Origin of the sequence: Streptomyces brasiliensis (assembly GCF_014647875.1) — a bacterium.
Lineage (GTDB): Bacteria > Actinomycetota > Actinomycetes > Streptomycetales > Streptomycetaceae > Streptomyces > Streptomyces brasiliensis.
Genome location: NZ_BMQA01000033.1, coordinates 16,791 through 30,957 on the forward strand (window position 1 = coordinate 16,791; position 14,167 = coordinate 30,957).

Here is a 14,167-nt window from a genome sequence, read left to right on the forward strand (position 1 = left end):
CGTGCAGACTGGGGAGATGACCATCGCGGACAGGCAGATGGATCGGCGCTGGGAGCAGTTGCACACGTGGGGGCCGTACGGGCTGCTCGGCATCAGTTTCGTCCTCGCGGTCGCCTCCGCCGATCCGACGGCCGGCCCCACCAAGTGGTACACGGCCTGGGCCCTGTTCGCCGCCGCGGTCGCTCTCCAGCTGTGGTGGCACGGCACCCGTTCCCGCCGGGCCGGCCGCGGCCGGACGCCGTCCCCGGCGGGGACGGCGTACTACACCGTCCGCTGGGCCATCGCCTTCGCCCTCACCTGGCTCAGCCCGTTCTTCGCGTTCTACGCCGCCTCCGGCTACATGGACGCCGACGAGCTGATACCGGTCAGGTGGCAGCGGCTCGGACTGTTCGGGAGCGCGGTCACCGTGGCCGGTGCGCAGTCCGGCGGGCTGCCGTTCGGGAGCGGAGTCCAGTGGATCGTCTTCGCCGGGCTCCTGGTCGCCAACTCCGGCCTGCAGATGGTGGTAGCCCATCTCACCGAGCAGGAGACGCAGCGCTCCCGCGAGCGCACCGAGACCATCGCCGAACTCGAGCGCACCAACACGGCGTTGCAGCAGGCCCTCGACGAGAACGCGGCCCTGCACGCCCAACTCCTCGTCCAGGCGCGGGAGGCGGGGGTCGCCGACGAACGGCGCCGGCTCGCCGCCGAGATCCACGACACCATCGCCCAGGGCCTGACCGGCATCATCGCCCAGCTCCAGGTCGTGACGAACATCCCCGACCCGGACCTGGCCCGCGAGCACCTGGACCGCGCCACGGACCTGGCCCGGCACAGCCTCGGCGAGGCCCGCCGGTCCGTGCACAACCTGGCCCCGGTGGCGCTGGAGCACGACGGACTGCCCGAAGCCTTGACGAAGACGGTCACCGGATGGGGCGAACGGACGGGTATACGCGCCGAGTTCACGGTCACCGGCGCCGCGGAACAGCTCCACGAGGAGGTCGCCGCCACCCTCCTGCGCATAGTCCAGGAGGCCCTCGCGAACGCCGGCCGCCACGCACGGGCCACCCGTGTCGGCGTCACCCTCTCGTTCCTGGGCGACGAGGTCATCCTCGACATCCGCGACGACGGCACCGGCTTCGACCTCCTCACCGTCCCCGCCCGCTCGCACTCCGGCGGCTTCGGCCTCGACGGCATGCGTGCCCGCGCCGAACGCATCGCCGGCTCTCTCACTGTCGAGTCCGAGCCCGGCCACGGCACTGCGGTGTCGGCTCGCGTACCGTTGGTCCGCCATGACCGATGACGCGCTGATCACCCTGCTGATCGTCGACGACCATCCCGTCGTACGCGACGGTCTGCGCGGCATGTTCACGTCCGCACCCGGATTCGCCGTGCTCGGTGAGGCGTCCAACGGCGTCGAGGCCCTCGAACGGGCCGCCGCCCTCGACCCCGACGTGATCCTCCTGGACCTGCGCATGCCGGGCGGCAGCGGAGTGGACGCGATCCGGGAGCTGACCCGTCGCGGCGCCCGCGCCAAGGTCCTGGTGCTGACGACGTACGACACCGACTCCGACACCCTCCCCGCGATCGAGGCGGGCGCGACGGGCTACCTCCTCAAGGACGCCCCGCGCGACGAACTGTTCACCGCCGTCCGCGCCGCCGCCGAGGGCCGTACGGTGCTGTCCCCGGCGGTCGCCTCCCGGCTGGTCTCCGCTGTCCGCGCGCCCAGGGCGCCCGGCAACGAACCGCTGTCCGCCCGGGAGCGCGAGGTCCTGGCCCTGGTCGCCAAGGGCACGTCGAACCGCGAGATCGCCCGTGAACTGTTCATCAGTGAGGCGACGGTCAAGACCCACCTCACCCACCTCTACGCCAAGCTGGGCGTCAACGACCGCGCGGCGGCCGTGGCGGTGGCCTACGACCGCGGGATCCTCGGCTAACCGATCACCCGCAGCAGCAGCACCGATCGCGCCGGTACCGAGACCGTCGTCCCCGCCGGGTGCAGCAGCCCGGTCACCGCCTCCTGGTCCTCGTGCGACGTGTCGACGACCACCTCGTAGCTCGCCGCCCACGGCAGTCCGGGCAGGACGAAGTCCGTCGGGTGGGCGCCCGCGTGCAGGACGGCCAGGAAGCTGTCGTCGAGTATCGGATCTCCCCGCTCGTCCCGGCCCGGTATGTCCCTCCCGGACAGATACATGCCGAGCGTGGGCGCCGGGGCGTACCAGTCGCCCTCGGTCATCTCCTCGCCCCGCGCGGTGAACCAGGCCAGGTCGCGCAGCCCGTCCGCCGAGTGGGCGTGGCCGGAGAAGAACGCGCGGCGGCGCAGCACGGGATGGCGGTGACGGAGGGAAATCAGACGGGACGTCAGGTCGTACAGGGCCCGCCAGCCGGGCTCCTCCAGCAGGCTCCAGTCCAGCCAGCTGATCTCGTTGTCCTGGCAGTAGGCGTTGTTGTTGCCGCGCTGCGTGCGGCCCAGTTCGTCGCCCGCCACCAGCATCGGCACGCCTGTGGACAGCAGCAGAGTCGTCAGCAGGTTCCGCAGCTGCCGGCGCCGCAGCGACTGCACACCCTCGTCGTCCGTCGCGCCCTCCGCGCCGCAGTTCCACGCGCGGTTGTCGTTCGTGCCGTCGCGATTGCCCTCGCCGTTGGCCTCGTTGTGCTTGCCCTCGTACGACACCAGGTCGCGCAGCGTGAAACCGTCGTGCGCGGTGACGAAGTTGACGGACGCGTAGGGGCGGCGGCCGCCCCAGGCATACAGGTCGCTGGAGCCCGACAGGCGGTAGCCGAGGTCGCGCACGTCCGGGAGCGCGCCGCGCCAGAAGTCGCGGACGGCGTCGCGGTAGCGGTCGTTCCACTCCGTCCACAGGGGCGGGAAGGCGCCCACCTGGTAGCCGCCCGAGCCGATGTCCCAGGGCTCCGCGATCAGCTTCACCCTGCGCAGCACCGGGTCCTGGGCGATCACGGCGAGGAACGGGGAGAGCATGTCGACGTCGTGCATCGAGCGGGCCAGCGCCGCGGCCAGGTCGAAGCGGAAGCCGTCCACGCCCATCTCGGTGACCCAGTAGCGCAGCGAGTCGGTGATCAGACGCAGCACCTGCGGCTGGACGACGTGCAGGGTGTTGCCGCAGCCGGTGTAGTCGGCGTAGCGGCGGGCGTCGTCCTGGAGACGGTAGTAGCCGCGGTTGTCGATGCCCTTCAGGGAGAGCGTCGGGCCCAGTTCGCCCGCCTCCGCCGTGTGGTTGTAGACCACGTCGAGGATGACCTCGATGCCGGCGGCGTGCAGCGCGCGGACCATCCGCTTGAACTCGCCGACCTGCTGCCCCGTCGTACCGGAGGCCGCGTACGCCGCGTGCGGGGCGAAGTAGCCGATGGAGTTGTAGCCCCAGTAGTTCTTCAGGCCCCGGCGCAGCAGATGGTCCTCGTGCGCGAACTGGTGCACCGGCAGCAGCTCCACGGCCGTCACGCCCAGGTCCACGAGGTGCGCGATCGCCGCCGGGTGGGCCAGGCCGGCGTACGTGCCGCGCAGGTCCTCGGGGATGCCGGGGTGCAGCTTGGTGAAACCGCGCACGTGCAGTTCGTAGATGACCGAGTCCGCCCAGGGCGTCTTCGGACGGTGGTCGTCGGACCAGTCGTCGTCGTCGTGGACGACGACGCCCTTCGGGACGAACGGCGCCGAGTCCCGGTCGTCGCGCACGGTGTCCGCGACATGCTGCTCCGGCCAGTCCCGCACGTGCCCGTACGTCTCCGGCGGCAGGCCGAACTCGCCGTCCACCGCACGGGCGTACGGGTCCAGGAGCAGCTTCGCCGGGTTCCAGCGGGCGCCGATCCACGGGTCCCAGCGGCCGTCCACCCGGAAGCCGTACCGCTGGCCCGGCATCGCGCCCGGCACGAAGCCGTGCCAGATCTCGTGCGTCAGTTCGGTCAGGCGCACGCGGGTCTCCCGGCCTCCCGCGTCGAACAGGCACAGCTGGACCGCCTCCGCCCCGGCCGCCCACAGCGCGAAGTTGGTGCCGGCCACGCCGTCCGGGCCGACCCGGAAGCGGGCCCCGAGCGGGGTGGGAGCACCCGGCCGGGCCGACACGGTGGGCGGCGCGGAGCGCCGGGGGCCGTTCACCACGGCTGCCGGGAGCCCGCCCTGTGCGGCCCGCTCCTGAGCCACTGCCTCCTGCTCGGCTGCGCTCGTCACCTGTCGGCCCCTCTGTGTCGGCTCGTTCGCCTCCGGGGCGCACTCGGCCGGTGCCGGGCGGTCGCTCCGCGCCCCTCGGGGCCCGGAGCGCACGCGACCGCGCGGCACGGCTGCTCCCACGACGGCTCCCGCGGGTGCGGCGGCTCCCCAACTCGTCCTCCCACTGTTCTGCCCAGCGCTTGCGTCGCACTCACGTTTCCCCAGGGCGGGCCCGGTCGTTGTGTCACCCGTGAGGCATGCACAAGGGCGCGCACGGCGCGCGGCGGCCGTGCTGGCCGCGGTACTGACATGGGCGACGCTGCTGGTCACAGCGGTCGGCTGCACTTCGGACGGCATCGGCGGCTCGGGCCCGGGCGGCGTGTTCGGCGGCAAACCACAGCCCCCCGAGGACGTCATCCGGGTGACCCCGGACGACGGCAGCAAGGGCGTGCGCTCCGCCGAACGGCTGCACGTACGTGTGTCCGAGGGGCGCCTGGAATCGGTGAGCGTCGTCAAGTCCCAGGACGCGCAGGACTCCCCGGTGCCCGGGCACATGACCGACGACGGCATGAGCTGGGAACCCGACGAACGGCAACTGGCCCTGGCCGCCGAGTACACCGTGGACGTGGTGGCCCTGGACGACGACGGGCACCGATCGGCCCGGCACACCACGTTCACGACGTACGTTCCCGACGAGCGCTTCATCGCGTACGTCACCCCGGAGAACCGCTCTACCGTCGGCACCGGGATGATCGTGTCGCTGGCGTTCAGCCGGGACATCGCCGACAGTGCCGCCGTCGAGCGCGCCGTCCGCGTCACGGCCAAGCCCGCGGTGGAGATCCGCCCCCACTGGTTCGGCAAGAACCGCCTGGACTTCCGCCCCGAGCGCTACTGGAAGCCCGGCACCCAGGTCACCGTCGACCTGCGCCTGCGCGACGTCGAGGGGGCGCGCGGCGTCTTCGGGCTGCAGTACAAGACGGTCGGCTTCACCGTCGGCCGCAGCCAGGTCTCGCTGGTGGACGCGGCCGCGCACACGATGGACGTCACGCGCGACGGCGCACTGCTGGCCACCGTCCCGATCACGGCCGGCGCCCCGAAGACCACCACCTACAACGGGAAGATGGTGGTGATGGACATGCTCGAGGTCACCCGCATGAACAGCCGGACGGTCGGTTTCGGCGGCGAGTACGACATCGCCGACGTCCCGCACGCCATGAAGCTCACCGACTCCGGCACCTATCTGCACGGCAACTACTGGTCGCCGGACGCCCCCGGCAACGTCAACGTCAGCCACGGCTGCGTGGGTCTGCGCGATGTGAAGGGCGGCAGCTCGGCCACGCCGGCGGGCTGGTTCTACGACCGCAGCCTGATCGGCGACGTCGTCGAGGTCGTCAACAGCAAGGACAAGACGGTCTCTCCCGACAACGGACTCGGCGGATGGAACATGGCCTGGAAGGAATGGAAGGCCGGCAGCGCGGTGAAGTAATCAGGAGGGAGCCGCGCCGACACGCAGTTGAATTTGCGACAGAACGGTGACCTCGGACTAACACGATGTCAAAAACCCTGCAGTTAATATGCGCCAGGGCGCGCACGGGACGCGCCGGGGTGCGGGTCTGACCAGGCCCGGCGAGGGGAGACAACTTGAACGTGCGGCCGATATCGGGGGCGCCGACAGGGGCGCGGGGGCGGGGCCGGAGGGGCCTGGTGCTGATGGCCGGCGTGGTGCTCATGGCCGTCACTGCCTGCGGCGGGGGAGGATCGGGCTCGGGGGAGTCCGGTTCGGGCGACGGCAAGGACAAGGGCTCCGCGACACAGCAGAGCAAGCAGTCGGACGCCGTGGTCACCATCGCGCCGAAGGACGGCGCCAAGTCGGTCGACACCAGCGGCGTCCTCAAGGTGACCGCCGCGAAGGGCAAGTTGACCGAGGTCGAGGTCGAGGACGTCAAGGGCGCGAAGGTCGACGGCGCCATCACGGGCGACGGCACCGGCTGGACGCCCTCGACGCATCTGGCCGCGTCCACCAAGTACACGGTGCACGCGGTCGCCAAGGACTCCGCGGGCCGCGAGGCCGCCGAGGACTCCAGCTTCACCACACTGACACCGCAGAACACCTTCATCGGTTACTTCACCCCGGAGGACGGCTCCACGGTCGGCGTCGGGATGCCCTTCTCACTCCGCTTCACCCGGGGCATCACGCACCCCGAGGACGTCGAGAAGGCCATCAGCATCAAGACCGAGCCGGCCGTCGACGTCGAGGGCCACTGGTTCGGCAACGACCGTCTCGACTTCCGGCCGGAGAAGTACTGGAAGAAAGGCACGAAGGTCACGGTCACGCTCTCCCTCGACGGCGTCGAGGGCCGGCCGGGCGTCTACGGCAAGCAGGCCAAGACCGTGAAGTTCACCATCGGCCGCAACCAGGTCTCGTACGTGGACGCCAAGAAGCACACCATGAAGGTCACCCAGGACGGCCAGGTCATCAGGACCATCCCGGTCACCACCGGCAAGCCCGGCTACGACACCTGGAACGGCCAGATGGTCATGCGCGAGAAGCTCACGGTGACCCGGATGAACGGCGAGACCGTCGGCTACGGCGGCGAGTACGACATCAAGGACGTCCCGCACGCCATCCGTCTGACCGATTCCGGCACCTTCGTCCACGGCAACTACTGGGGCGGCGGCGCGTTCGGCAACTACAACGCCAGCCACGGCTGCATCGGCCTGCGCGACGTGCGCGGCGGCTGGGACAAGAACGCCCCGGCGGCCTGGTTCTTCGACCACTCGATGAGCGGTGACGTGGTGGTCGTCAAGAACTCCAACGACCGCACCGTGGACCCGGCCAACGGGCTCAACGGCTGGAACATGTCGTGGGACAAGTGGACTTCGTGAGGTCGCACGACAGCGTGTGAGAAGGGGCGGGGCGCCGGGCGCCCCGCCCCTTCGCCGTCGCTGTGTCGTACGGCGCACCGACCGCGCGTCCCCATCCGCGTGAACGGCCGCTAACCTGCGGGCATGACCGTGAATCTCGAAGTCGCCGAAGGCGTCGGAACGCTGCGCCTGGACCGTCCGCCGATGAACGCGCTGGACGTCGCCACACAGGACCGGCTCAAGGAACTCGCCGAGGAGGCCACGCGCCGCGACGACGTGCGCGCCGTGGTGATCTACGGCGGCGAGAAGGTGTTCGCGGCGGGCGCGGACATCAAGGAGATGCAGAACATGGACCACACCGCGATGGTCCTGCGCGCCCGCGCCCTGCAGGACTCCTTCACCGCCGTGGCCCGCATCCCCAAGCCGGTGGTCGCGGCCGTCACCGGGTACGCGCTCGGCGGGGGCTGCGAACTGGCCCTGTGTGCCGACTACCGCATCGCCGCCGACAACGCCAAGCTCGGCCAGCCGGAGATCCTGCTCGGTCTGATCCCGGGCGCCGGCGGTACCCAGCGCCTGCCCCGGCTCGTCGGCCCCTCCAAGGCCAAGGACCTCATCTTCACGGGCCGGATGGTGAAGGCCGACGAGGCGCTCACCATCGGCCTGGTGGACCGGGTCGTGCCGGCCGAAGAGGTGTACACCGAGGCGCACGCCTGGGCCGCGAGGCTGGCGCAGGGTCCGGCGATCGCGCTCCGGGCGGCGAAGGAGGCGGTCGACACCGGGATCGAGACGGACCTCGAGACCGGGCTCGCCGTCGAACGGAACTGGTTCGCGGGCCTGTTCGCCACCGAGGACCGCGAGCGGGGCATGCGCAGCTTCGTGGAGGAGGGCCCCGGCAAGGCCAAGTTCCTCTGAGGATTTCCGCCGAAGTCCTTGCAATTGACGCGATGTCTGATCCGGGTCCCTCGATGGGGCGGTTTATGGGAGCCTTAAAGCACCCTTAAGCCTGCCTTGTCGAGGAGGCCTGTCGATTGCCCGGAAGCGAGACATCTCCGCAGGTCGGCGGGGCCGCGGACGGCCCTGAAATGCCGTCGGCATATGCCGATCGGAGCCGGCGCGACGAAACGTTCCGGGGGGTGGATTCCTCCGGAACGGCCCCGGAGCCCGCGCAGGGCGTCCATGATGGGGGCATGGCGGGGCTGGAGGGCATCGAACAGCCGCGGGGACACAGCCGTGCGACCGCGGCGCGATGGTCGCCCGCAGTCGAGGACGAACGGGCGCTCAGGGCACTGGAGTTGTTCGGCAACCCGACCGAGGCGGAGGTCCCGCTGCCGTCCCGCCCCGAGTCCGCCGCCACCGCCCGCCGGCTCGCCCAGGTCGTCGTCCTGCGCCACTGGGGGCTCACCCCCAAGCTCACCGAGGACGCCGTCTTACTCGTCTCGGAACTCGTCGGCAACGCCGTACGGCACACCGGCGCCCGGGTCTTCGGCCTCCGCATGCGCCGCCGCCGCGGCTGGATCCGCTTCGAGGTCCGCGACCCCTCGCGCGGGCTGCCGTGTCTGATGCCGGTCCAGGAACTGGACGTCAGCGGCCGGGGTCTGTTCCTGGTGGACAAGCTGTCCGACCGCTGGGGCGTGGACCTGCTGCCGCGCGGCAAGACGACGTGGTTCGAGATGCGGGTCCCCGATCGGTGAGGGCCGTGAACCCTCTTCGGCTTCGCTGAGCGCGACTCGAGAATGTCCCTCAAATGGGGCAATCGTATGTTTTCCTGCTTATTGCGTCTTAAATGGTGCGCGTGACCACGACCGACCGCCGCGGGGCGTTGCGCGCGGGTGCCGGGCTCGTCGTCGGTGGCGCCCTCGGCGCAGGATGCTCACCGGCCATCGACCCCGCCGCCCGGCCCACCGCCGCGCGAGCGCCCTCCCGCACCCCGGCGCGCGCCACCGCGCTCGCCGCCCCCGCACCCCGCGCCTTCCCCCGGCAGCCCGGCCAGATCACCCACGGCCCCCGCGACCGCCCCCGCGTCGCCCTCACCTTCCACGGCCAGGGCGACCCGGCCATCGCCAAAGACCTGCTCACCGCGGCCGAGAAGCACGGCGCCCGCGTCACCGTGCTCGCCGTCGGCAGCTGGCTCGACGAACAGCCCGGCATCGCCCGCCGTATCCTCGACGGCGGCCACGACCTGGGCAACCACACCCAGCGGCACATCGCCGTCAACACCCTGTCCGAGTCCGGCGCCCGCGCCGAGATCACCGGGTGCGCGGACCGCCTGCGGCGGCTCACCGGCTCCATCGGCACCTGGTTCCGGCCCTCCCGCGCCCCGACCGCCACCCCGCTCGTCGCCCGGCTGGCCCGCGCCGCGGGCTATCCGCACGTGCTGTCGTACGACGTCGACTCGCTCGACTACACCCGGCCCGGGGCCGGCGCCGTCACCCGCAAGATCCTCGCCGAGGTACGCAACGGTTCCGTGGTGAGCCTGCACTTCGGCTACGCGGACACGGTCACCGCCCTCCCCGCCGTACTCCAAGAACTCGACCGCCGTGGACTGCGCGCGGTCACCACCACGGAGCTGCTGAGCTGATGCAACCCCAACACGCCGCCCGCGTCCTGGCCGCAGGCGCTGCCCTCGCCGCCCTGACGCTGCTGTCCGCGTGCAGCAGCGACGTCCGCCACCGCGCGAACGAGGCCCTCGCCAGCCCGGCACCCGTCAAGCCCCCGAACAAGGGGCGGGTCGTCGACGGGCTGCCCGGGATGCCGCCCGTGCTCGACCCGTCCGACGTCTACGCCGCCGACCGCCCCAATCGGCTGTCCCCGGTGGTCAAGGGCTTCCCCTCCCGCGTCTACGTCCCCAACACCAACTCCAACACGGTCTCGGTGATCGACCCGGCGACGTACAAGGTCGTCGAGACCGTTCCCGTCGGCACCCAGCCGCAGCACGTCGTCCCCTCCTGGGACCTGAAGACGCTGTGGGTCAACAACGACCGGGGCAACAGCCTCACCCCCATCGACCCCAGGACCGGCAAGACGGGCAAGCCGGTCTCCGTGCACGACCCGTACAACCTGTACTTCACGCCCGACGGCAAGTACGCCGTCGTCATGGCCTCCCTCGACCGCGAACTCGTCTTCCGTGACGCGCACACCATGAAGCGCGTGAAGACCGTCCCGGTCAGCTGCTCCGGCGTCAACCACGCCGACTTCTCCCTGGACGGCCGCTACTTCATCGTCTCCTGCGAGTTCAGCGGCGAGATCCTCAAGGTCGACACCGCGATGATGAAGGTCGTCGCCCAGGAGAAACTCCCGTTCCAGGGGGCGATGCCGCAGGACGTCAAGGTCTCGCCCGACGGCAGGCGCTTCTACATCGCCGACATGGTGGCCAACGGGCTGTGGATCCTGAACGGCGACACCTTCGCCAAGCCCACGTTCCTCGCCACCGGCAAGGGTGCTCACGGCCTGTACGTCAGCCGCGACTCCCGCGTGATGTACATCTCCAACCGGGGCGAAGGCACCATCTCCCTCTTCGACTTCGCCCAGAACCGGCTCGCCACCAAGTGGCATCTGCCCGGCGGCGGCAGCCCCGACATGGGCGGCGTCTCGGCGGACGGCAAAGTCCTGTGGCTGTCGGGCCGTTACAACTCCGAGGTGTACGCCCTCGACACCCGCACCGGCACCCTGCTGGCCCGCATCGCGGTCGGCAGCGGCCCGCACGGACTCGCCGTCTACCCGCAGCCGGGCCGCTATTCGCTCGGGCACACGGGCGTCTTCCGTTGAGAAAGGGCGACTTGAGCGCGGGGGCCTAGGGGGCGAGGAACAGCGCCTCCGCCCCCGCAGGCAGGTAGCCCGCCGCCTGGAACGCCCGCATGCTGCGGGCATTCCCCGGTGAGACCTGCGCCCACAGCGGCTCGCCCGCGAGATGCCGGGCGGCCGTGACCAACAGCCGCCCAAGTCCCCGGTGCCGCACCGCCTCGTCCACCTCCACCGACACCTCGAGGCGTCCGGCCACCCCGCGCCCCAGCACCACCACGCCACCGTCCGCCGCCCACGCGCGCACGTCGTCGCGCCGCCGCCGCGCGTACGCGATCCGGGAGTGGGCGGGGTCGCTGATCTCCGTCAGCGCGAGCGGCGGCGCGCCGGGCAGGGGAGCGGCGGTCAGCAGCGCGTCGATCGTGTCGTGCCGGCGGCCCGTGCGCGCCAGGAAGGCCATGAGGAAGCGGGGGTTCATGGTCGCGGCCAGCGCGTCGCAGTCGGCCGCGCGCAGCGTCTCGCGCACCCAGGCGGGGTCCTCGTCGGTGAACACGACCGAGTGCGCGGTGAAGGACAGCACGCCCGCGTCCCGGTCCGAGGGCTGTGGCACCACGGTCGTACCGCCGTCAGCGGGCGGGAAGACACCGCGCACCGCCGCGTCGAGAATGTCCCGCAAAGTCTCCACCACGGCGCTCCTTGAGTCTCCACCCACTGGAAGGCCCAGACTCGCAGACATGATCGACGACGGCACCGGACTTTTCACCATCGGCGAGCTGGCGCGCGCCACCGGTCTCACGGTGCGCACCATCCGCTACTGGTCCGACGAGGGCGTGCTGACCCCCGTGGCCCGTTCCGCGGGCGGCTACCGGCTCTACGACGCCGAGTCCGCCGCCCGTCTGGAGCTCATCCGCACCCTGCGCGAACTGGGCCTCGGCCTGGACGCGGTCCGTGAGGTGCTGGCGGGCGAGACGACGGTGGCAGAGGTCGCGGCCGCGCACGTGGCCGCCCTTGACGCACAGATCCGCTCGCTGAAGGTGACCAGGGCGGTGCTGTCGACCGTGGCGAAACGCGGCGCGACCGCGGAGGAGATGACCCTGATGAACAAACTGGCACGGCTGTCGGCCGCCGAGCGGCGGCGGATCGTGGAGGAGTTCGTGGAGGAGATGTTCCACGGACTGGACACGGCGGACCCGGACATCCGCGAGCGCATGCGCACCTCCGCGCTCTCGCTGCCGGACGATCCGACGCCCGAGCAGGTCGACGCCTGGGTGGAGCTGGCCGAGCTGATCCAGGACCCCGAATTCCGGGCTCAGATGCGGCAGGCGGCCGAGTTCAACGCCGCCGACCGGGGGCACGAGACGCCCGCCGGCGCGTCCATGTGGTTCTTCAAGCGGCTGGTCGAGCTGGTGGGGCGGGCCCGTGAGAAGGGGATCGCCCCCGAGGCGCCCGAGGCCGACCGGGTGCTGGCGGACCTGCTCGGCACCGCCGACCGGGCCGCCGTACTCGCCCGTATGAAGGCGTCCCACAACGTACGGCTCGCCCGCTACCGCGAGCTGCTGGCCAGCCTCAAGGGAACGGCCGCGCCCGCGCACGAGGAGGACTTCGCGTGGGTGGTCGCTGCACTGGAGGCGCGCGCGGGCCGTTAATCTGACCTGCGTCAGCAGGCCAGAACGGCATGAGCAACACGAACAAAAAGGGGCGGATCGGTGGCGGACATCGAGGAAGCACGCAAGCAGTTCCAGCGGATCGATGCGGACGGTGACGGGTTCATCACCGCCGCCGAGTTCAAGTCCGCCCTCGCCCAGGGTGGCGACTGGAACGTCACCGAGTCGGTGGCCGAGACCATCATCGCGCAGCGGGACCTCAACGACGACAAGGTCCTGTCGTTCGACGAGTTCTGGGCGTACCTGAGCAAGTGACACGACCGCGACGGGGGGTGTCCGGCCGGACACCCCCCGTCGTCGTGTCCTGCGCCCCGAAGGCCACCCGATTGCCGGAGTCCCGGAATACACCTTTGTGTGCCGGGGCTGACGCCTCTCCCAGAAGCATGCGTATGCCGGAAGGGTCTGTCATGAAGATCGGCATCATCGGCGCGGGCAACATCGGCGGCAATCTGACGCGCCGGCTCACCGTGCTCGGCCACGACGTCTCGGTGGCCAACTCACGCGGCCCGCACACCCTCACCGACCTCGCCCAGGAGACGGGCGCGACCCCCGTCCCGGTCGGGGAGGCGGCGCGCGGCGCGGAGGTCGTCGTGGTCACGGTCCCTGTGAAGGCGGTACCGAACCTGCCGTCCGGCCTGCTGGACGGCGCGGCCGACGACGTCGTCGTGATCGACACCGGCAACTACTACCCGCGCGAGCGGGACGGCCGTATCGCCGGGATCGAGGACGACGGGATCACCGAGAGCCGCTGGACGGAACAGCAGATCGGCCACCCGGTCGTCAAGGCCTTCAACGGCACCTTCGCCCAGGACATCCTGGAACGCCCCCGCCCGGCCGGCGACCCCGACCGCATGGCCCTCCCGGTGGCCGGCGACGACGCGGCGGCGAAGGCGAAGGTCCGAGCCCTGATCGACGAACTCGGCTTCGACACGGTCGACTCCGGCGGCATCGCCGACTCCTGGCGCCAGCAGCCGGGCACGCCGGTGTACGGCCTCCGCGAGGGAGTGGCCGGAGTGACCAAGGCCCTCGCAGAAGCCTCCCCGGAACGCCCGGCGGACTTCCGGGGTCAGCCCACCACACGTTCCGCGACCTGAAACCGCCCTGTGCGTCAGCCTTCCTCGGCCCACTCGCGCAGGGCGGCCTTGTCCGCGAAGGCGGCCACGTTCTTGTCGTGCGGGTCGCTCGTGTACTGGTGGAAGCGCCACTTGGCCTTGATGCGGGGCTTGCCCGCGGTGACGTAGTCGGCGATCCAGAGGCCGTCCCCGGCGTACGAGGTGACGTCGACGTTCAGCCAGTAGTTGCGGTTCGCGTACAGCAGGACCTTGTGGCTGGGGCGGAGGTCCTTCACCTTGCGGATGAACAGGTCCTTCTCCGCGTTCGTCGCGTGGGTTCCCTCGCTCGTCGTCTCCCAGTCGACGGCGAGGATGTCGCCCGCCTTCTCGGGGGCGTGCTTGACGAAGTACTCGGCCTGGGCCGTGAGGTTGCCGGGCCAGAGGAAGTGGTAGAAGCCGACGACCAGTCCGGCGTCGCGGGCCGTCCTGGTCTGGGCGCTGAGTCGTGGGTTGACGTACGAACGGCCCTCGGTCGCCTTGATGAAGACGAAGGAACTGCCGTCCGTGTCGTAGTCGGTGGGCTGGTAAGCGCTCACGTCGATGCCGTGCAGCATGCGGGTACTTCCCGAAGTGTCAGTGGGGTGACAGGAGTTGACTCTTGTATGCCCCGTATCCGCCGTCTCAGCACTCGACGGGTGCGCTGAGGG

At 70.9% G+C, this 14,167-nt stretch carries 14 protein-coding genes; 11 read left to right on the top strand and 3 right to left on the bottom strand.

Annotation, left to right across the window (positions count from 1 at the left end; all coding sequences use genetic code 11):
* Positions 1-16 precede the first annotated feature (16 nt).
* Entirely contained in the window at positions 17-1,282 is a 1,266-nt protein-coding gene (locus IEZ19_RS33640; protein WP_189315106.1) for a sensor histidine kinase, read from the top strand.
* Positions 1,272-1,916: a response regulator gene (locus IEZ19_RS33645; RefSeq protein ID WP_189315107.1), complete on the top strand. Its 645-nt coding sequence runs from the start codon at positions 1,272-1,274 to the stop codon at positions 1,914-1,916. Before IEZ19_RS33640 ends, IEZ19_RS33645 begins: the two co-directional genes overlap by 11 nt.
* On the opposite strand, the gene glgX is transcribed toward IEZ19_RS33645, so the two are convergent.
* Positions 1,913-4,162 carry a glycogen debranching protein GlgX gene (gene glgX / locus IEZ19_RS33650; protein WP_189315108.1) on the bottom strand — a complete coding sequence of 750 codons (2,250 nt, stop codon included), beginning with the start codon at positions 4,160-4,162 and terminating at the stop codon, positions 1,913-1,915. The two genes, IEZ19_RS33645 and glgX, sit on opposite strands and share 4 nt — an antisense overlap.
* A 229-nt stretch (positions 4,163-4,391) precedes the next feature.
* Between glgX and IEZ19_RS33655 the strand changes: the two genes are divergently transcribed.
* From IEZ19_RS33655 to IEZ19_RS33680, 6 genes are all read left to right on the top strand, one after another.
* Positions 4,392-5,627 (top strand): L,D-transpeptidase, encoded by a 1,236-nt coding sequence (locus IEZ19_RS33655; RefSeq protein ID WP_189315109.1) that lies wholly within the window; start codon positions 4,392-4,394, stop codon positions 5,625-5,627.
* 155 nt (positions 5,628-5,782) lie between these two features.
* Positions 5,783-7,027, top strand: coding sequence for a L,D-transpeptidase (locus IEZ19_RS33660; protein WP_189315110.1), 1,245 nt, complete (start codon positions 5,783-5,785; stop codon positions 7,025-7,027).
* 123 nt (positions 7,028-7,150) lie between these two features.
* Complete coding sequence (locus IEZ19_RS33665; protein WP_189315111.1) at positions 7,151-7,918, top strand: enoyl-CoA hydratase/isomerase family protein; 768 nt, start codon at positions 7,151-7,153, stop codon at positions 7,916-7,918.
* A 275-nt stretch (positions 7,919-8,193) separates the two neighbouring features.
* A complete protein-coding gene (locus IEZ19_RS33670) occupies positions 8,194-8,697 on the top strand; it encodes an ATP-binding protein (RefSeq protein WP_189315112.1) in 504 nt (167 codons plus the stop codon).
* Positions 8,698-8,789: 92 nt separating this feature from the next.
* Positions 8,790-9,584, top strand: a complete 795-nt coding sequence (locus tag IEZ19_RS33675) for a polysaccharide deacetylase family protein (protein ID WP_189315113.1) — start codon at positions 8,790-8,792, stop codon at positions 9,582-9,584.
* Positions 9,584-10,771, top strand: a complete 1,188-nt coding sequence (locus IEZ19_RS33680; RefSeq protein ID WP_189315114.1) for a YncE family protein — start codon at positions 9,584-9,586, stop codon at positions 10,769-10,771. The genes IEZ19_RS33675 and IEZ19_RS33680 overlap by 1 nt, the downstream gene beginning before the upstream one ends.
* A gap of 25 nt (positions 10,772-10,796) precedes the next feature.
* On the opposite strand, the gene IEZ19_RS33685 is transcribed toward IEZ19_RS33680, so the two are convergent.
* On the bottom strand, positions 10,797-11,429 hold the full coding sequence (locus tag IEZ19_RS33685; protein ID WP_189315190.1) for a GNAT family N-acetyltransferase: 633 nt from the start codon (positions 11,427-11,429) through the stop codon (positions 10,797-10,799).
* Between the two features lie 49 nt (positions 11,430-11,478).
* Between IEZ19_RS33685 and IEZ19_RS33690 the strand changes: the two genes are divergently transcribed.
* The 3 genes from IEZ19_RS33690 (at position 11,479) to IEZ19_RS33700 (ending at position 13,502) form a co-directional block, all read left to right on the top strand.
* Entirely contained in the window at positions 11,479-12,390 is a 912-nt protein-coding gene (locus tag IEZ19_RS33690; protein ID WP_189315115.1) for a MerR family transcriptional regulator, read from the top strand.
* 60 nt (positions 12,391-12,450) lie between these two features.
* On the top strand, positions 12,451-12,663 hold the full coding sequence (locus IEZ19_RS33695; protein WP_189315116.1) for an EF-hand domain-containing protein: 213 nt from the start codon (positions 12,451-12,453) through the stop codon (positions 12,661-12,663).
* A gap of 128 nt (positions 12,664-12,791) precedes the next feature.
* On the top strand, positions 12,792-13,502 hold the full coding sequence (locus IEZ19_RS33700) for an NADPH-dependent F420 reductase (RefSeq protein WP_268248707.1): 711 nt from the start codon (positions 12,792-12,794) through the stop codon (positions 13,500-13,502).
* A 14-nt stretch (positions 13,503-13,516) separates the two neighbouring features.
* Here the strand turns inward: IEZ19_RS33700 and IEZ19_RS33705 are convergent, their stop codons facing one another.
* Positions 13,517-14,074, bottom strand: coding sequence for a GH25 family lysozyme (locus IEZ19_RS33705; protein WP_189315118.1), 558 nt, complete (start codon positions 14,072-14,074; stop codon positions 13,517-13,519).
* Positions 14,075-14,167 lie beyond the last annotated feature (93 nt).